This window comes from Candidatus Vicinibacter affinis (genome assembly GCA_016714365.1).
Lineage (GTDB): Bacteria > Bacteroidota > Bacteroidia > Chitinophagales > Saprospiraceae > Vicinibacter > Vicinibacter affinis.
Window position 1 is genome coordinate 842059 of sequence record JADJNH010000005.1, and the last position, 21322, is coordinate 863380.

The 21322-nt window shown below is 38.0% G+C and carries 11 protein-coding genes; 10 read left to right on the forward strand and 1 reads right to left on the reverse strand.

Features of this window, described 5'->3' with window-relative positions:
* Positions 1-18: 18 nt before the first annotated feature.
* Entirely contained in the window at positions 19-579 is a 561-nt protein-coding gene (gene ruvC, locus IPJ53_03630; protein ID MBK7798180.1) for a crossover junction endodeoxyribonuclease RuvC, read from the reverse strand.
* Between the two features lie 87 nt (positions 580-666).
* Between ruvC and IPJ53_03635 the strand changes: the two genes are divergently transcribed.
* The 10 genes from IPJ53_03635 (at position 667) to IPJ53_03680 (ending at position 21277) form a co-directional block, all read left to right on the forward strand.
* A complete protein-coding gene (locus tag IPJ53_03635) occupies positions 667-1599 on the forward strand; it encodes a hypothetical protein (GenBank protein ID MBK7798181.1) in 933 nt (310 codons plus the stop codon).
* Complete coding sequence (locus IPJ53_03640) at positions 1596-2408, forward strand: DUF3108 domain-containing protein (GenBank protein ID MBK7798182.1); 813 nt, start codon at positions 1596-1598, stop codon at positions 2406-2408. Before IPJ53_03635 ends, IPJ53_03640 begins: the two co-directional genes overlap by 4 nt.
* Positions 2409-2412: 4 nt before the next feature.
* Positions 2413-3012 carry a DUF4230 domain-containing protein gene (locus tag IPJ53_03645; GenBank protein MBK7798183.1) on the forward strand — a complete coding sequence of 200 codons (600 nt, stop codon included), beginning with the start codon at positions 2413-2415 and terminating at the stop codon, positions 3010-3012.
* Positions 3013-4208: 1196 nt separating this feature from the next.
* Positions 4209-12917: a T9SS type A sorting domain-containing protein gene (locus tag IPJ53_03650; protein MBK7798184.1), complete on the forward strand. Its 8709-nt coding sequence runs from the start codon at positions 4209-4211 to the stop codon at positions 12915-12917.
* A gap of 222 nt (positions 12918-13139) precedes the next feature.
* Positions 13140-15377 carry a T9SS type A sorting domain-containing protein gene (locus IPJ53_03655; GenBank protein MBK7798185.1) on the forward strand — a complete coding sequence of 746 codons (2238 nt, stop codon included), beginning with the start codon at positions 13140-13142 and terminating at the stop codon, positions 15375-15377.
* 384 nt (positions 15378-15761) lie between these two features.
* Complete coding sequence (gene nhaD / locus IPJ53_03660) at positions 15762-17036, forward strand: sodium:proton antiporter NhaD (protein MBK7798186.1); 1275 nt, start codon at positions 15762-15764, stop codon at positions 17034-17036.
* A 494-nt stretch (positions 17037-17530) separates the two neighbouring features.
* Positions 17531-18877, forward strand: coding sequence for a hypothetical protein (locus tag IPJ53_03665; protein ID MBK7798187.1), 1347 nt, complete (start codon positions 17531-17533; stop codon positions 18875-18877).
* Between the two features lie 35 nt (positions 18878-18912).
* Positions 18913-19314, forward strand: coding sequence for a hypothetical protein (locus tag IPJ53_03670; GenBank protein ID MBK7798188.1), 402 nt, complete (start codon positions 18913-18915; stop codon positions 19312-19314).
* Between the two features lie 111 nt (positions 19315-19425).
* On the forward strand, positions 19426-20232 hold the full coding sequence (locus IPJ53_03675; GenBank protein ID MBK7798189.1) for a hypothetical protein: 807 nt from the start codon (positions 19426-19428) through the stop codon (positions 20230-20232).
* Positions 20233-20521: 289 nt separating this feature from the next.
* A complete protein-coding gene (locus IPJ53_03680; GenBank protein MBK7798190.1) occupies positions 20522-21277 on the forward strand; it encodes a Bax inhibitor-1/YccA family protein in 756 nt (251 codons plus the stop codon).
* The last annotated feature ends 45 nt before the right edge of the window (positions 21278-21322 follow it).

Below are 21322 nucleotides of genomic sequence, written 5' to 3' on the forward strand. Positions count from 1 at the left end.
CAAGAGAAGCATTCAGTTTTAGCCAATGATTTTGTCCGGATTGGCCTTAATAAAGCTTTTCCAGTTTTTGGCTTTGGTGCTTGGGCCAATGGCAGAATTGGCCTGACAGCTGTAGCAGTAAGCTGTAGCCAGGGCATCGGAGGCATCCAAATAACGGACCTCAATTTTATAATTCAGTAATCGGCTTACCATGTCTGCGACCTGTTCCTTGGAGGCATTTCCATTCCCGGTAACCGCCTTTTTTATCCTTTTGGCGGAGAATTCATAGATTTTTACGCCCATCACCATCGCAGCTGCAATGGCCACACCCTGAGCACGTCCAAGTTTGAGCATGGATTGAGCATTTTTCCCATAAAAGGGTAACTCAATCGAAAGAATACCGGTGTGGTAGGTCTCTATGATCTCTTGTATTTGTAGGAATATTTCTTTTAGTTTGGATTGGTCATCCACCTCATTCTTTAGGTGAATCACGTTACAATCCAAAACTCTGGCTTGTGACCCGTTCAATTCCAAGACTCCAAAGCCTAAAATATTAGTTCCGGGATCAATTCCTAAAATTCTATTTTCATTTAAAATCATAGTAAATATTCGCAAAAGTAGGAGAAATTAGCCAGCCAATGTATAACATTCACTTTTATTGACGTTCTTGCATGTAAATTTTGTGAGTTGAGAATTAAATTTCCAATCAGTGCAGGCTTGACTTTTATTTCATTTATTGGAGTTGGGTATTATTTATACACAGGCGTAATTTTTTTCAACAATACTTCAATTCACCTACCTTCTATTTTGATAGTTTTACTTTTGATGCCTATAAATTGGGGACTTGAAAGTCTGAAAATTTATCAAAAATTCAATCTGAATTATTCATTTAAGGATTGTGTGCGAATTACCCTTAAAGGCCTGGGACTCTCACTGGTTACACCATTTGGATTGGGTGCATATGTAGGAAGAGCATTGTTTGAAGAACAGGAGAAGAGAGATAAGTTGTTGCGTGCATCGGTTTACGCTTCCTATGCACAAAGCATAGTTACATTTGGTATTGGATTGGCCGCTTTCATTATGTTTAGATCTTCAGCACGTGTAGCGGGATTATCCGAATTCAATACTTATTTGGTTACGAATACTATGCTGTTTGCCGGAATGGCATTTATGTGTTGGTTTTTTCTAATGGATGGGAAAAGTATTTTGTTAAATCTTTATTTGCGTAATACCTCCATTTTAATTTTCGATGCTAAATTTTATTCAACATTTGCGAGCTTGATCAAATTGTCATTTCTGCGTTACCTGGTATTCGGATTTCAGTATTTAGTTTTATTGATGCCATTTTATTCAGAATCCTGGAGTGAGCTTATTCTTCCGATCAGCATTATTTTTATGTTTCAAACCATGTTGGTAGTTCCACCATTGCTTTCGGGACTTTTAAGAGGTGGAGTTGCTGCTTTTATTCTGAGTCCCCTTGGGATCGATTACACGGTTTGTTTGGGATTAGCATCCACTTTGTTTTTGATCAACCTTATTCTGCCTGCATTGGCTGGCAGTTTTATATTATTCAGTGAACTTAGAACTCAATACAGAATTAAATTGTTAACTGAGAAATGAACATTCCAAAATTAAGAAGGATGAGTTTGAGAACCCTGGTGTTCTTTCTGCTCCTGATGTTTGGGGTTTGCCCGCTTTCTGCCAGAGAGACACCTTTTGTGGCTGGGGAGAAAATTGTGTATAAATTGTATTACAACTGGAATTTTGTTTGGCTGTCTGCGGGCGAAGTAGTATTTGAGATCAAGGATGAAGGAGATGTTTATCACATTGAAGTGACAGGCAGGACCTATGCATCTTATGAGTGGTTTTATAAAGTCAGAGATAAATACCACAGTTATATAGATAAGAACACATTACTTCCGGTTTTGTACATTAGAGATATCCAGCAGGGTACTTATATTCATTATGAGAAGATTGAATTTGATTATGTAAATAAAAAGATTACTTCTTATACAGGACGCACCATAAAAGAAGCCAGGCCAAAGGTTATTCCAATGCCATATAATGTTTACGATTTAGTTTCCTCCATGTATTTCCTTCGTGGCATCAATTTAAATGAATTCAAATCATCCAAAAAGGTTGATTTCAGTCTGGTATTGGACAACAAAATTTATAACATGGATCTTGTGTGTCAGAAAGAACGTAAGAATTTCAGTGTGAAGGAAAGCGGTAATTTCAATGTGCTGGAGTGTCAGGGAGAGTTGATTTCCGGTGGAATGTTTAAAGAGGACACCAAGATGAAAGTCTATGTGGGTGACGATGAAAATAAACTACCTTTGGTCATCGAATCACCCTTGGCTGTAGGTTCTGTAAAAGCAGTTTTAAAGAGTTATGAAAATTTAAAACATCCATTGAGTTCCAAAAGATAAATTGATGAGAATTTTTTTATTGACACTGGCCTTAATATTATCATTTGCGATCGGATTTTATTCAGGGTTGGGTTATAATTCCCAAAAATTTAAGAGCGAGGTTGGATCCACGCTCATGCTCGAACGTATCCGAGAGGTTTTTAAAGTGGCCGCAATGGAAGCTGAATACAGTGAATTGTTTACTCATAAAGACTACACCTGGTTTGATTTAAGTCCATTCAGAAAAGTGGCTATCATCAGGGTGAAGGCTAAGGTGTTGGCGGGATTTGATTTGGATACAAGTCAGGTTAGGATAGACGAAAAGTTGAAAACTATTTTTATACATTTTCATTCCAACGCAAAAATATTATCACTTGATCACCAACTCGATTATTATGACTTGCAGCAGGGGACCTTTAATTATTTTACTCCTCAGGAGCTTACTTTAATTCAGGATAAGGCCAGAGACATTATTTTGAGAAAAGCAGAGGGATCTGATTTACTCAAAAGGGCAGACGCAAGGAGATTAGAGTTGGTCCAAGCAATTGATGAGTTGTGTAAAAATCTCGGATGGAAGGTTGAAATGGTTATAAGTCCTGAGCCTAAAAGGCCTTTTATTCAGTAATTCTCACTTATTATTTTAGCTAATTCACATCAAGAAAAAAAATTCATTTTTTTTGTCTCCTTGCATTTACAATTCATTATAAAATTTAATGTGGTGTGACAAGTCAAAGGGTCACTCAGTCAAAATTTGTAAGATACTTCTTTCATTGTTGGTTGTATAAATTTTGATTTACTCTAAAATGACTTATCATAAATTTGGTCAATCCAATAAACCTTAAATTTTCTTTAACATTTCAAGTGAATCATTTCGTCTGTTGAAGGCGTTTTGTTATCATCATGAGTTAATAAATAGGCTTCGTTTTAAAATCGGGATAAGATTCCCACAGGGATTAGGGAAGTCATCTCCAACAAGTTGGAGATGGCTTTTTTTATTTTTGCGAATTCTATTTTTGTTATCTACTTATTTAGGAAGGATGATTTTCTAATCCACCCCGATTTGAAATTTTATTCATTAGGTTAAAATCTTCAAATGAGTCATCTACCATATTTTAAATTGGTGGACTAAACAAACCCAGCTATCCAGATCACTTTTACAGATTCACAAAGAATTCATTAAACCCAATTGATGTATTAGAATTTCTATTCCAAGTCAAAAAACCATCAAATAATCAGTAAACCGTCTTCACGCAACTGGCAGGCAGGACTCCTTCCCTTAATGAACTTACTTTCATTACATTGATAGTAATCAAAGAGCGTTCATTCATGGTGGGCTTATCTTAATTGGGCATTTATCTTTTTTCATGAAATCCAAATCTATAATATGAGATAAATTTACTGGAATGATATTTTTGAGAAAGGAGGGATCTTCCAATCAAAGTTCCGCACCATAGAAATTTTTTTATTCAATTTTCGAATTCTGGATCTAAGTAGAAACGTTAAGTTTATTGATTATTTATAATAAATTTTAAATTAAACACTTATGGTTTATATTTAAACTAAATGTAATTTATAAAATGAATTTTTTGTTTTCTAAAAGTCACCGCACAAATTATCCTCAGTTTTTTTTTATCCATATTCCTTGAAAATCCCTTTTAATCCATAGGGGTATTGAAATATTTTCTTGTCATGAGAGTAGTGAAATCAGATTGATTTGACTCATTAAATATTTTTTTAATGGTTAACTAACTGATTTTGCGATTTCTGAATTTTTTTTTTAGAAATTTTAAAACTCATTAGAAAAACAAATTTTTTCAAATCATGATGAAGCGTTACCAAATTAAAAGATTTCAATTGTTGTGGATTCTTTTTTTATTTGCTTTTCAATTTTCGAAAGCGACCAACTGCACTTGTCCAAACAACGTTGTTCAAAATCCTAGTTTTGAGAATGGGATTACAAACTGGACATATTTCAATGGAAATTTTTCAGCAAATACGTATGCAGCGCAGTGCGGCACTTATGCGGGACATTTTCAGCATACCAGTGGTAACGGTGGATTCTATCAGGATCTCACAAATGTTGCAGTTGGATCAAAATTAACCATCAGTTTTTATGGAGGAGTTCACGACAATTCCTTCAATCAGAGATTTGGATTGTTTTATCTCAACAGTGCCGGGGTGCAGATTGGTGGAGACTCAGTTAATGTCGATGGTCCATTACCTAATATGAGTTTTTACACCATAATTTCCACGGTGCCAAGTGGGACAACCAAGGTTAGAATAATGGGGAAGGCTAGTGGTAATTGGTTGAAAGTCGATCAAATTTGTTTGAATGTAGAGCAGCCATGTGTGAATTTTACAGCATTGGCACAATCCGATTTAAACCTCGTTAAAACCAGAAGTTGGACCAATCAAATTACATGTGGTAGTGAACCGGAAAGAATTTTTTATGCAGATTGTTTATTGGACAATATAAGTGGAGGAACAGGAGGGAATAGGAAACTATGGAAAGTTGTTTCAGCTGGAACTTTTAAGGAGTATTGTGACGGCACAGCTTATGCAGTAGTTCAGGTTCAAAATGTGGATTTACCAACTTATAAATTCAACATTACCTTAATTCTTAGTGGCAGAACTTTTAGTGCTCCTGCAGGAAGTCCACATCTTGAAGGGTGTACAAGTTCCAGTAAAACCAACTGGTATTATTACACAAGCCTAAAAGGCTCATTTGTTGGATTAGAAAGTCTGGCAGGTGGAGTTTTAGCAGTAACAGGTAAAATGGCTGCTTTCCAAATGGGAACCAATGCAAGTTTATATGGAGTCCTTGGAAATTTTGGTGCAAGTTCATGGATGGATTATGCTATAATTTGTCAGCCTAATGGATTCAATTTAAAAACAGATTGTCAATTTGACTTTAATTTCTTTTTAAGTGGTGGAGATCTATTGGCATCAGATGCAAGCACTTGCGGAAAAATATGTGTTGGACAAAGTACTAACTTAAACGGGTATGCTGTTGGAGGTAAGCCGGCATATACTTATTCGTGGAGTCATGGTCTTGGAACAGGTCAAACTAAATCTGTTAGTCCTGCAACTACTACCACTTACACCGTAACAGCAACAGATGCTAACGGTTGCACCGCAACCGATGCGGTAATGATTATGGTTAATCCTGCACCAACGGTTGATGCAGGAGCAAATCAAATTCTTTGTCCGGGTAAATGCACAGACTTAACAGCAACAGCTAGTGGAGGAACTTCACCATATACTTATACCTGGGATAAAGGTCTGGGTACAGGCCAAACCAAAAATGTCTGTCCAAGTGTTACCACCACTTATACAGTCACAGTAACAGATGCAAAAGGTTGTACAGCAACTGATGCAGTTACAGTTACTGTGAATCCAAATATTCTGGTGACCATCACTAAAATTGATGCAAAATGCGGAATATTAAACGGATCTGCAACTGCAAATCCAACTGGTGGAACCCAGCCTTACACCTATAAATGGTCAAATGGTCCAACCACCCAAATAAACAGCAATATAGGTCCAGGCAATTATACAGTAACGGTTACTGACTCCAAGGGATGTACAGCAACTGCTTCAACGGCCATTATAAATATTGGTGGCCCAAGTCTTGATGCGGGAGCAGATAAATCCATTTGTATAGGTAGCAGTGCAAACCTTACTGCAAATGCAACCGGAGGTACAACTCCTTATACTTATGTTTGGGACAACGGACTTGGAACAGGACAAAATAAAACTGTTTCACCAACAGTAACAACTACTTATTCTGTAACTGTTACCGATGCAAATGGTTGTACAGCTGCTGATCAGGTGAAAGTTATAGTCTATCCAAATCCAATGGTTACCATCAATAAGAATGATGCTAAATGTGGATTCTCTAATGGTTCAGCCACTGCAAATCCAAGTGGAGGAACGTCACCATATACGTACAATTGGTCCAATGGAGGAACGACACAAAGCATCAGTAATTTGTCAGCAGGAAACTACAGTGTTACCGTTACAGACAGTAAAGGATGTACGGCAACAGCGAGTACTACATTAAACAATATCAGTGGACCGACAGTAGATGCAGGTTCAGATAAATCAGGTTGTGTAGGATCGACATTCAATTTAAGTGCAACAGCCAATGGCGGCACTTCACCATATACGTATACATGGGATAATGGATTAGGAAATGGCCAGAGCAAAACGGTCAATCCAGGTTTCACGACCACATACACAGTTACGGTTACCGATGCAAACGGCTGTACGGCAGTAGATCAGGTGAAAGTAATTATCTATCCAAACCCAAGTGTGAGCATAGACAAATGGCATGCAAAATGCGGCTATGCAAATGGGTCAGCCACAGCGAATGCAAGTGGCGGCACCTCACCATATACCTACAATTGGTCCAATGGAGGAACGACACAAAGCATCAGCAATTTATCAGCAGGAAACTACAGTGTTACCGTTACAGACAGCAAAGGATGTACGGCAACAGCGAGTACCACCATCAACAATACAAATGGTCCTACTGTAGATGCTGGCGCAGATAAATCAGGTTGTGTAGGATCGACATTCAATTTAAGTGCAACAGCCAATGGCGGCACTTCACCATATACGTATGCATGGGATAATGGATTAGGAAACGGACAAAACAAAACCGTAAATCCTGGATTTACAACAACGTATACAGTTACAGTTACGGATGCAAACGGCTGTACGGCAGTAGATCAGGTGAAAGTAATCATCTATCCAAACCCAAGTGTAAGCATAGACAAATGGCATGCAAAATGCGGTTATGCAAATGGGTCAGCGACTGCGAATGCAAGTGGAGGTACGTCACCGTATACGTACAATTGGTCCAATGGAGGAACGACACAAAGCATCAGCAATTTATCAGCAGGAAACTACAGTGTTACCGTTACAGACAGTAAAGGATGTACGGCAACAGCGAGTACCACCATCAACAATACAAACGGACCGACAGTAGATGCTGGAGCAGATAAATCAGGTTGTGTAGGATCGACATTCAATTTAAGTGCAACAGCCAATGGCGGCACTTCACCATATACGTATGCATGGGATAATGGATTAGGAAACGGACAAAACAAAACCGTAAATCCTGGATTTACAACAACGTATACAGTTACAGTTACGGATGCAAACGGCTGTACGGCAGTAGATCAGGTGAAAGTAATCATCTATCCAAACCCAAGTGTAAGCATAGACAAATGGCATGCAAAATGCGGTTATGCAAATGGGTCAGCGACTGCGAATGCAAGTGGAGGTACGTCACCGTATACGTACAATTGGTCCAATGGAGGAACGACACAAAGCATCAGCAATTTATCAGCAGGAAACTACAGTGTTACCGTTACAGACAGTAAAGGATGTACGGCAACAGCGAGTACCACCATCAACAATACAAACGGACCGACAGTAGATGCTGGAGCAGATAAATCAGGTTGTGTAGGATCGACATTCAATTTAAGTGCAACAGCCAATGGCGGCACTTCACCATATACGTATGCATGGGATAATGGATTAGGAAACGGACAAAACAAAACCGTAAATCCAGGTTTCACGACCACATACACAGTGACGGTTACCGATGCAAACGGCTGTACCGCAGTGGATCAGGTGAAAGTGATAATTTATCCGAACCCAAGTGTGAGCATTGATAAATGGCATGCAAAATGCGGCTATGCAAATGGGTCAGCCACAGCGAATGCAAGTGGCGGAACGTCACCATACACCTACAATTGGTCCAATGGAGGAACGACACAAAGCATCAGCAATTTATCAGCAGGAAACTACAGTGTTACCGTTACAGACAGTAAAGGATGTACGGCAACAGCGAGTACCACCATCAACAATACAAATGGTCCTACAGTAGATGCCGGAGCAGATAAATCAGGTTGTGTAGGATCGACATTCAATTTAAGTGCAACAGCCAATGGCGGCACTTCACCATATACGTATGCATGGGATAATGGATTAGGAAACGGACAAAACAAAACAGTAAATCCTGGATTCACAACAACGTATACAGTTACAGTTACCGATGCAAACGGATGTACGGCAGTAGATCAGGTGAAAGTAATCATCTATCCAAACCCAAGTGTAAGCATAGACAAATGGCATGCAAAATGCGGCTATGCAAATGGGTCAGCCACAGCGAATGCAAGTGGTGGAACGTCACCATACACCTACAATTGGTCCAATGGAGGAACGACACAAAGCATCAGCAATTTATCAGCAGGAAACTACAGTGTTACCGTTACCGACAGCAAAGGATGTACGGCAACAGCGAGTACCACCATCAACAATACAAACGGACCGACAGTAGATGCTGGCGCAGATAAATCAGGTTGTGTAGGATCGACATTCAATTTAAGTGCAACAGCCAATGGCGGCACTTCACCATATACGTATGCATGGGATAATGGATTAGGAAACGGACAAAACAAAACCGTAAATCCTGGATTCACAACAACGTATACAGTTACAGTTACAGATGCAAACGGATGTACGGCAGTAGATCAGGTGAAAGTAATCATCTATCCAAACCCAAGTGTAAGCATAGACAAATGGCATGCAAAATGCGGCTATGCAAATGGGTCAGCCACAGCGAATGCAAGTGGTGGCACCTCACCATACACCTACAATTGGTCCAATGGAGGAACGACACAAAGCATCAGCAATTTATCAGCAGGAAACTACAGTGTTACCGTTACCGACAGCAAAGGATGTACGGCAACAGCGAGTACCACGATCAACAATACAAATGGTCCTACAGTAGATGCTGGCGCAGATAAATCAGGTTGTGTAGGATCGACATTCAATTTAAGTGCAACAGCCAATGGCGGCACTTCACCATATACGTATGCATGGGATAATGGATTAGGAAACGGACAAAACAAAACAGTAAATCCTGGATTCACGACAACGTATACAGTTACAGTTACGGATGCAAACGGATGTACGGCAGTAGATCAGGTGAAAGTGATCATCTATCCAAACCCAAGTGTAAGCATAGACAAGTGGCATGCAAAATGCGGCTATGCAAATGGGTCAGCCACAGCGAATGCAAGTGGCGGAACCTCACCATACACCTACAATTGGTCCAATGGAGGAACGACACAAAGCATCAGCAATTTATCAGCAGGAAACTACAGTGTTACGGTTACGGACAGTAAAGGATGTACGGCAACAGCGAGTACCACGATCAACAATACAAACGGACCGACAGTGGATGCTGGAGCAGATAAATCAGGTTGTGTAGGATCTACATTCAATTTAAGTGCAACAGCCAATGGCGGCACTTCACCATATACATATGCATGGGATAATGGATTAGGAAATGGACAAAGTAAAACTGTGAGTCCGGCATTTACAAGCACTTACACAGTTACGGTTACAGATGCAAATGGATGTACTGCAACAGATAAAGTAAAAATTACAATATTGGATTGCAGTCCAAAAATTACGCATGAAAAAACATTAGCTTCAATAACTAAAGTTGGATTGAATACATATAATGTAGTTTACCATATTCTAGTCAAAAATACCGGTTACGCCGGAGTTTATGATTTAAGTGACAAGTCAGGTTTTGATGATGATATAGCGATCAACACCGTTACCTATTCATCCAATGCTCCTGGAAATCCGGGTAATGTCTTGTTTGGAAGTGGACCTTGGAAACTTGCAGACAATCAAGCAATTTTTGCAAACACAAATCATTTATATGTCATCAGTTTTAATGTCAAAATTGACTTAAGTGCAACATCTGGAGGTAACAATACTTATTATTCATGTGGAAGGTCATTGGTTAATAGACCTTCTGCCGGAGAAGCATTGTTTAATGAATCCCTATTAGACCTTAATGATGACGGATTTTATGAAGAGAGAGACACAGCTTGCGGAGATTTACCATATATCGAACATACAAAAACTCTAAGTAAATTGGTTCAGACCGGACCAAGGAATTTTCAGGTGAGTTACAATATTGTGGTAGTGAATAAAGGAGGAAAGGCAGATAATTATGCATTGGCGGATCGTCCGGCATTTGATAATGACATAAGCATTTTAGGTGCTAGATACAATACAGATGCTCCTTCACATCCTGCTAACCCGGGAAGTATTAACCTTGCTGGTACAGGACCTTGGAATTTATCTTCAGGACAGAATATTAATCCGGGAGCAGTGCATACTTATACCATTCAGGTAGATGTATCTATAAATCTTGAAGATGGTAAGGGTGACAATCGTTACGATCAGTGCGGAAGAGCACAGTCTAGTTATCCGGTATCCAATGAGGGGTTATTTAATGAATCGCAGTTGGATATCAGTAGTGATGGAACTGTGGATCAAAAAGATACAGCCTGTGCTGATGTGCCATACATTGTACATGAAAAATTTACACAAAATGTAATCGATCGTGGAAATGGTGACTATGGAGTTATCTACAAAATTGATGTTAAAAATCTTGGCGGTGCAAGTGGACGTTATAATTTGGTGGATGCTCCTGGATTTGATAATGATTTTGTTATACAAAGTGCAAATTATACTTCCAATGCAATTGGAAATATAGGTAATCCAAATCCAGTAAATTTGATTGGTAGTGGACCTTGGACGCTTGCAACAAATCAAAACATCAATGCTTTCAGTAGTCAGCAATATTATCTTACAGTAAATGCAATTATAGATTTGGTTGTAGCTGAATCACAAGGTGATGAAGTGTATAGCGCATGTGGAAGTAAAATCCAGGGAACTCCATCTTCTGGTGAAGGATTGTTCAATCAGTCCACTTTAGATGTGAATATTGATGGGGTGATTGATCAAAGAGATACTACCTGTTATGATATTCAGTTCAATTTGTGTAGTCTTGGAGATTTTGTTTGGCATGATAAAAATGTAAATGGTAAACAGGATTTCGGTGAAGAAGGAATTGAAGGTGTACCGGTATATTTATATGATGCAACTACCAATACAGTAGTTCGAACTACCACCACTAATAAGTACGGATATTATTTGTTTGATAAAATTCAATGTGGAAAATACTATGTGAAATTTTTACCAAGCAGTGATTGGACCGTTACTACACCAAATGCATCCAGTGATGTAACGGATAGTGATGTTGATAATTCAAACGGACCAGGTACAACAGCTATGACTTTGCTGAGTCCGGGAGAAGATGACTTAACATGGGATCTTGGTTTATACAAATGTAGCATGATGGGAGGAAGGGTATTTTTTGACACTGACAAGGATGGTGTTTTTGATGCCACGGAGAATGGAATAAATGGATTGGATGTATTTTTAATGGATGCGACCAGTGGTGTATCTATTGCAAAGACCAGAACGTCAACCAATCCTGCAACTCCATCAGATGACGGATTCTACATGTTTAATTGTATAAAACCTGGCACTTATTATATACGTTTTGAAAGACTGGATCAGCTTGCTTCTTCGAGTGCATATCAAGGGGGTAATTATGACAAGGATTCAGACATCAATCATGAAAATGGAGTTAACACCACTAAAAGGATCAGTGTGCAAAGTGGAGATAAGGTATTAAACATTGGCGCTGGATTTATGATAAAAGCTACAGTAGGAGATTATGCCTGGATCGATGCAAATGCTAATGGATTACAGGACGGAGGTGAAAAACCGGCTGCGGGAATGAAAGTATTTGCTTACAACACGAGTGGCACGATGGTTAGTGAGTCAGTTACAGAAAGTAATGGGCATTATATGTTGGATGGTATAGGGCAGGGAGATTATTATGTAAAATTTGTGCCATTGCCAGGATATGGTTTTACTCAAGCTCACAAAGGACCGGAAACTGTTGACAATGATGTGGATGGAGCTAACGGATATGGAACCACCCGGGTGTACAGACTCATATCAGGGGATCAATTACCTAACATAGATGCAGGTCTAACCTCACAGGCATTACCGATCGAATGGTTATCATTTGATGCATACTACAATGGTAAAGGGACTGAGTTAAATTGGACAACAGGAGTTGAGTTAAATAATGAATATTTCATCATTGAGAGAAAGCATGAATCTGAAGGAGAATTTTCTAAGATTAGTCAAATTGCTGCAGATGAAAATACTACTGCTGCTGCCCATGAGTATGATTATTTGGATAATGGAGTAAACAGATCCGGGATCTATTATTACCGTATTAAGCAAGTAGATAAGGATGGTGTATATAATTACAGTAAGGTAGTCTCCATTAAAATTTCAGTGGACAGAAACTTAGGTGTAGTAATTTATCCAAACCCTGTAAATGAATTGCTTAAAGTTGAGTTTTGGATTAGCGATGATGCAGAAGTGGAAGTAACTGTTTTTGACCAGGCTGGAAAGAATGTGATGTCCAATCCTTTTGGTGGTTTCCATAAATCAGGGAATTATATTGAAGATATCAATACCTCTATCCTTGCACCAGGTCAGTATAGTTTACAGATTAAAACTTCCAACGGAATAGTCAATAAACGATTTTCAGTATCGAGATAACTCATTTTGGAATCAATGAAATTTAGACAAGTAAGGCAGATTGTAAAATCTGCCTTACTTGTTTCAAAAATAAAATTTTAAAAAATACCTACTTTAATGAAGTCTGGATCAATCCACTTATTTGGTTCAATAATATAGTTCAGATATTTACTGTATCAATCAGTCTAGGTTTGATTTATTTATTTAGAAGCTAATCAATTTGTGTTTTTTATACGATTAAAAGTGAGCGTTTTAAAATACCTGTGTTTCTATACTGGAGGTGGATTTTTTTCCATTAGAAAAAGTTTATTTCTGTTTTCATATTTTACCTATTGTGTTTTTGTCTTGCAAGGGAATTCGTTTTATTTTGATTTAAAGAATTCTCCTGAAATTGTCACTCATAATTTACAAGTTTCAAGTTTAGGTAATTTCGTTTGGGAGGATATGAATGGCAATGGAATTCAGGATCCCTCTGAGAATGGTTTGAATGGAATTCGAGTAGTGCTGGAGGATACAACCGGAGCTCAGATTTCAAGTATATTTACGAGTAATGGTGGTTCCCAAAACAGGCCAGGTTATTATCAATTTGGCAATTTAACCCCTGGTGTATATCAGCTTCGTTTTGTCATACCACTCTTATTTAAGTTTACCAAAAGGGATGCTGGAGGAAATGATTATTTTGATTCAGATGTGGATACGGTTACAGGATTAATTAAACCCATCATTCTGGAGGAGGGTGAGCAGAAATTTAATTTGGATGCAGGATTAATAAAAACCGCAAGTTTAGGAAATTATGTGTGGCTGGATAGAAATGGAAATGGAATTCAAGAGTTTACAGAATCAGGATTGAATGGTATACCTGTCCAGTTATTTAATGAGCAAGGAATTTTATTGGGGGTTAAGAGCACCACGGTTAATCCAAATACTGGATCGAATGGTTGGTATGAATTTACACAGGTAATACCAGGTAAATATTATTTATCGATTACACCACCTCCGGCATTTGGTTTTATTCCTACCATTCCAAACAATACAATTGAAACACTTGATTCTGATATCACTGGTGCATTTGGGCCCTTTACTACTGATTTAATTTCCCTGGCATCCGGACAAAACTTTAATGACTTGGATGGAGGATTTTATCAGGACAATTCAATTGGTGATTATGTGTGGGAGGATGTAAATCTTGATGGGATCCAAGATGCGAATGAAACTGGTTTGAATGGGATAATGGTTAGTTTATGGGATGCTTTCAGCAAGAATATGATAGATCAACAACTTACAAGAAATCACCCATCTTCAGGAAAGGCTGGATATTATTTATTTGATAATTTGAGAATTGGAACCTATTTTATTAAAGTGGAGCTTCCGAAGTCATATGTTTGGACTACTTCTAATCAAAAGTCAGATTTATTAGATTCTGACATTGACGAAACAAATGGTCCAAACACCACAGGAAATTATTTTGTGGGAGGCAATAATCATAATTTAACAGTGGATGCGGGTATGGTCAAAGGCGTAAAAGTAGGGAATTATGTGTGGAACGATACCGGCATAGGTAACACCGGAATGGGTGTGGGTGCATTGAATGGGAAGCAAGACCTGGGTGAGCTACCTCAGCAAAATGTTACCATCTACTTGAGGCAATACAACAGTGCTAAAGTTTGGAGAACACAATCGGATTCTAACGGTCTTTATCTTTTTTATGTCAAGCCGAATAGTGGAAGTTATTTCCTAGAGTTTGAAATTGGTTCGCAATATGCATTTACCACAAGTGATTACAACAACAATGTTGATGATGTAAATGACAGTGATGTCAATGGGGCAAATGGGATGAGAACCACTCCCACATTTTATGTGGACAGTTTGGATGATTTAAAATGGGATGCTGGCATTTATTTGAAATCACTTCCACTTGAACTTGTCAGTTTCAATGGAATTCAGAATTTAAATATTATTGAATTAAATTGGGAAACACTCAATGAATTTAATACCAGTCATTTTGAAGTAGAGAGAAAATCTAAAACAGGAAGTAAATTTATTTCGATTGGGCGAGTTGAAGCAAAGAATAATACTATTCAAGCCTGCAATTATTCCTTTGAGGATCGCCAAATTATTGAAGAAGACATTTATTTCTACCGGTTAAAAATGGTTGATCAAAATCAATCATATAGCTATAGTGATATCATTTCGGTAGTTTTTCAAAATAATAAATCCAATAAAGGATTGAAGATTAATATATATCCTAATCCAATAAGCGGAAATTTAAATTTGGAATTATTTACTGAGCGGAATGATGAAGTTGGATATTCAATTTTCGATGTAAGTGGATTCAAATTGATTGAAGGTAAATTTCCAATTAACGGATCCTCTTCTCAAAAAATACAGTTAGACCTAAGATCTTTTGAACCAGGCTTATATCTTATTAAAGTGAGTAACAGTGCTGAGCAAAAGATTTATAAAATACAATTCACTCATTAATAATTTCTAATTTGAAACCTCTCATCATTCGGTGAGAGGTTTTTCCATTTTTGCATAATGCAATTGAACTTTCCAAAATAACAAATAATTGTTATTGTTACTTTTTTAACTGGCAATGTTTTAGACTGGCCAATATTTTTTAGAGGAGTTTAAATTCGCATAAAATTAAATTGAATATCTTTTTGCACTTATTATTTAATTGGGGTAATGACCTAATGAAAAATAGTATGAGATGCAAATTGTTTTTTGTTTAAATTCGGTGGTTATGTTTTCTTAATTTATTCAATTCATGAAGTCTTTGTTCAATTTTTAGTATAAAAGTATTTGGCTTTAGCTAAAGCTTTCTATATTCACCCGATTTATTGATTAACCAAAAATTTCGCTATGGTATTTGCTATATTGTTCAGCTTTATTTTGGGTTATGTACTGATAGTGCTTGAGTCCCCACTGAAAATCGACAAAGCCGTATCTGGGATATTGACCGGAATAATTTGTTGGGTGTTTGTTGCTATGGCTCCCGAGCTTGTTGAATCAGGGATGACTCCTGAGTCTGAGGTAGGACATCATTTAGGTGGGATAGCCCAGATACTTCTATTCCTGATTGGTGCCATGACAATTGTGGAATTGGTGGATGCGCACAAGGGATTTAACCTGCTGTCTGATCTGATCAAGACTAAAAAAAAGTCCACCTTATTGATTTTGGTGTCGGTCATTACCTTTTTTCTTTCAGCTGTTTTGGACAATCTGACCACTACCATCGTAATGATTTCGTTGATTCGTAAATTGGTACCAGACCAGGAAAGCAGGAAGTGGTTTGCAGGATTTATCATTATCGCGGCGAATGCAGGAGGTGCCTGGTCCCCGCTTGGCGATGTTACCACCACCATGCTTTGGATTGGGGAGAAGGTGAGCTCCATCGAATTAGTGAAGTTGGTTTTTATTCCATCTGTTTTATGCCTTGCTGTACCACTGGCCATTGCAATACTTTTTACCAATCACTTCAAGGGGCCTGTGGTTGCTCAGGAAAGAGATCATGACCACATTTTGGGATCCAGTCGCTTTATGTTGATTACCGGTATATTGGCTTTATTGTCCGTGCCGGTGTTTAAATTATTAACTCATCTGCCTCCTTTTATGGGAATGATGCTGGCACTTTCAGTGGTGTGGTTAATTTCAGAATTTGTTGATCCAAAAATGGATAATTTTCATGTGGAGGACAGGCATAAACTGACTGCCAGATATGCACTTTCCAGAATCGAAATTCCCGGAATACTTTTTTTCTTTGGAATCCTTACCGCAGTGGCTGCCTTACAGTCTGTAGGCCTGTTGACAGTACTTGCGACCGGATTGGATGCTGTATTAGGGAACTATAATTACGTGGCCATTATGTTGGGTGTTTTGTCAGCAGTCATCGACAATGTGCCTTTGGTAGCTGCTTCTATGGGCATGTATTCCTTACCGGAGGATCATGGATTTTGGCATTTTATCGCTTATGCAGCAGGGACTGGAGGCTCCATGTTGATCATAGGATCTGCTGCCGGGGTAGCAGCCATGGGAATGGAAAATCTTCAGTTCATGTGGTATTTAAAGCGAATTGGTGGATTGGCGGCTCTAGGTTTTATAGCCGGATCTTTATGGCTGCTTTTGGTTGGAGCATGAGATATGAATTTTTATTTTTACAGAGAACGGTTGATAATTGTACAAAAGTTTTAGTAATAAGAGGGATTTGAAGAACTTTTAGTCAAAAGGATTCAACAGATTGTATTAACCCTGATGAATTTACAATCTACTCCAGTGGTAGTTTGAAAGAGAAGGCAAAATTCAAATCATAACTCAACTAAACTTTAATAGTACCTTCAAAAAGGAGTTGCTTTTTGGTAATAGACAATCATATTTTCTAAGCAATTTCGTCCAATTAATTTTTTTTTAAAATCACCACCCTTTCCTTATAGGAAAAGAAGGAAGGTTAATGCTTAAATTTAAAAATCAATTAAATAAACAAAATGGGTTATGGAATTCTATAAATAATATGAATGGTTGTCATATTGACCCATGACTTTGATCATGTTTATGTTTATAAGTTGGACATACCTTAGGATTTCATTCAATTATCTGGTTTTTGAGTGTTATTCGTAAATTATAAAAACAAAAATATGAAACTGTTTAAAAGTCTAAATTTCTGGGTGGTTTCCACCATTTTGCTCCTGATTGGGTACGCGATTAGTTGTACAAAAACCGATCAGGTATTGGATTCAGGGGCTACGTCTACGAACGAGTTGCTTTCTTTAAAAACTTCCACGGCGCCTTCCATTGACGGATCGATAGATGCTTCATGGGAGAAGGCGACGAAGTTAAATTTCACTGCTACGGTGCCAGATCCGGGCAATAACCTTTTTAGTGGGTATATCAATGAAGGTTATAAAGGGACTCTTCGTTCGATGTATGATAATGATTATATTTATTTTTTGGCAGAGATAGTGGACGCTGAAAAAAGTGTAAAATCAGCACCCTGGTATTTTAATCCCACTACTAAGAGATGGGCACAAGAGCCAACCGCAAGAACCTTTAATTCAAGTGGTGTATTGACACGTGAGGGATGGGGAGAAGACAAGTTGGCATTTCTATGGAACATAGACAACTCTACTGCAAAGTTTAACTCACAAACTTGTTACGCCAGTTGTCATGTTTTCACACCATATGTAGACTATTCTGTTACACCTGCAGTTCCAAAATCAAATGCCAGTAGTGGTAACCATTACACCAATGGGGTAAATGAAAAATTGGACCAATGGTGGTTGCATCCTAACAGAGGTTTTTTCTTTGACAACATGGATGATAATTATCAAGATTGGGCTGGAGGTCCTGCAGTAACAAATTTAGTAGGAGGATCAGGGAATGGTAGACATTTTGATGATTTAGTAGTGTCAGGGGCTTCAACAACTTGGCCATTTGCCCCAAGCTATACCTCCGATGCAACTCAAGGATCTTTTAACAATAGACAAAATTTGAAGTTGGATGATACCGGTTCCGTTGTCACAGTTCCTTTATGGGTAGTGCCAAATGAGAGCAATTATGATTTCATAAAGGGTACTGACACTTTATCAGGAGGGAGAGCTGTAAAAATTACCAGTGTTAGTTCAACAGGAGTATTGACTTATGCAGGTGGCACAATAGACCCAGGTGTAGGAACAGATTATCAAAGAATAGGAGATCCAGTGACCGGTGGAATTGGGGCAAAAAGTATTCCTGGGGTGATCATTACTCCGGTGTTAAGAGGTAGAGCAGACATTAATTGTGTTTCCATTTTTACAGGATCTGGTTGGATTTATGAGTTTAAAAGACTCTTAAAAACAAGTGATGTTTTGAAACAAGACATTGATTTTACCAAAGGAAAAGATGGAGATCAATTGGTTGACCAACCTTTTGGAGTAGCTATTTTCAACAAATCAAATTATCAACATGCAATTAAGCCAAATTTGCTTTTGAAATTTGAAAAGTAGTTTTCAACTGTTCGCTTAATTTTAAAAACAAAAACATGTCAAAAAGTAGAATAGTTCTATCCTTTGGGGTCGTAGCTTTCATCGCTTGTTGTCTGCCCGGATGTTATAAAGTGACCACTTTCATTGAAAATAATGGGACTGAAGTTACAGAGGTGGTTAGTTTGACCAAGGATATTCAGCCTGTTTTCAATAACAGCTGCGGTATTAGCGGTTGTCACAATTCTGGTGGCATCAAACCAAACCTTTCAGAGGGCAATTCATATAATTCCATTGCAAATGGAGGCTATTTGAACATTGGTTCTCCCGAGGCAAGTGTCCTGTATCTTTGGTTGGCCGGTAAGGGTTCTACCCCAATGCCTCCTTCCGGAACTCAGAACCCTTCAAATATCAATCAACTTGTATTAGCCTGGATCAAACAAGGCGCTAACAACAATTAAACTATTATGAAAAACTATCAATATTATTCATCAAAAATCATGCAAACAAGCCGTGTATTAATGCTGGTCTTGTTATGTTTTTCCTTGAAGGCTCAGGAAGAGACTCAAGGAATGGAGCCAGGAAGCCAAAAAGCAAAACTGGTAAAAAATACTTTTGAAAGCAATTGGATATTAGACAATCAAAGTGTGATGGTTCCCATTAAGGGTACTTTAGAAATGGATATACAACATCGATTTGGTGTGGTAAACAACGGGTATGATGATTTTTATGGAGTCTTTGCGCCTTCAAATATCCGGCTTGGTTTCAGTTATACTTTTATTGAGAATTTACAATTGGGATTTGGTCTGACAAAGGAAAGACTCCAGTGGGATTTCAATGCAAAGTATGCCTTGTTTAGGCAAGCTGAATCAGGAGGTTGGCCGTTTAGTTTGACTTATTTTGGAAATTTCGTGGTGGATACCAGAGGAAAAGAAAATTTTGTCACAGGTACAGACCGTCTTTCCTATTTCAATCAACTGATTTTTGCCCGCAAACTAACGGATCGAATTTCTATCCAAGTTGCACCCAGTCTTTCCCATTTCAACAATGTGGAAGGGTATAAAGATGCAGAAGGGAATATTCAAAAAAAGTTGGAGAACGATCATTTTGCCATTGCTTTTAGTGGAAGATTCAAATTGACAGAAAGCATGAGCATTTTGTTAAATTATGATCAGCCATTGACTACCCATCCTTTGAACAATCCTCATCCAAACATCAATTTTGGGTTAGAGTTTGTGACAAGTGCGCATGCATTTGAAGTGTTTGCAGGAAATTATTATGGTATCGTTCCTCAGAGTAATAATTTATTCAACAAGAATGATTACACCGAGGGAGATTTTCTGATCGGATTTAATATTACTCGCTTGTGGAATTATTAATTGGAGTTTTGCTAAAATTATCCTGTAAATGATTTCTACTGATCTTAATCTGAAGTAAATATTTGGGAGAATTAAATATTTTAATTTAGCTGAACTTAAAGAACAGAAATCCAATATACAGTTTTCATAAGAAAGTTTAAAATGGAATTGCGGAAGGTGCCAGTTGTGCCTTCCGTAATTTTTTAGTGATTAGGAGTTGGTCAAGTATAGGATATGTTAAAAATCAATTTATTTCTGTTTTTTTCGATTTAAGTTCTAATTTTAGGTTCACAATTATAAAAATTGATTCATGGCATTTAAAAATCCATTTCAACTTAAGACAGGATCCAGTCCATTATTGAGGGAGTCAGTACTGACCAATCAAGACAATCTGGGAGATGTAATTGGTACAGAGCGCATGACTGTCAGTGGGGCAATCAACAGATCACTGATACTTGGATTTATTTTAGTGGTTACCTCCTGCATTTCATATGTAATGCCCAGCACTATTTTTTTGTGGATAGGAATTATCGGGGGGTTGATTTGTGTGATTGCAGCGGCATTTAAAACACAATGGTCTCCCATTTTGGCACCTTTATACGTGGCCTTTGAGGGACTTTTTGTTGGCGCGGTATCGTTTATGTATGCCAGTTTGTTTAATGGAATAGTTTTTCAGGCAGTGTCGCTTACGCTGGCTGTATTTTTTCTGATGTTATTTCTGTACAAGTCAGGAATCATAAAAGTGAATGATACATTCAGATCGGTTATCATTGGTGCTACCGGGGCGATTGCTTTGGTTTATTTGGTGTCGATAGTGCTTGGATTTTTTAATATACAAGTCCCTTTTATTTTTGGCAACGGTTTATTTGGAATTGGCTTCAGTGTTTTGGTCGTAGGCATTGCAGCATTTAACCTTATGCTGGACTTTGACTTTTTTGACAAGGGAGAATCAGCAGGTCTTCCGAAATACATGGAATGGTATGCTGCCATGGGACTTTGGGTGACTCTGATTTGGTTGTATCTGGAGATGCTCAGGCTGTTGTCCAAATTGTCCAGTAGGGATTAAATAGTTTCTGTAAAACCGGAACATTTTGTAGAAATTACTTACCAA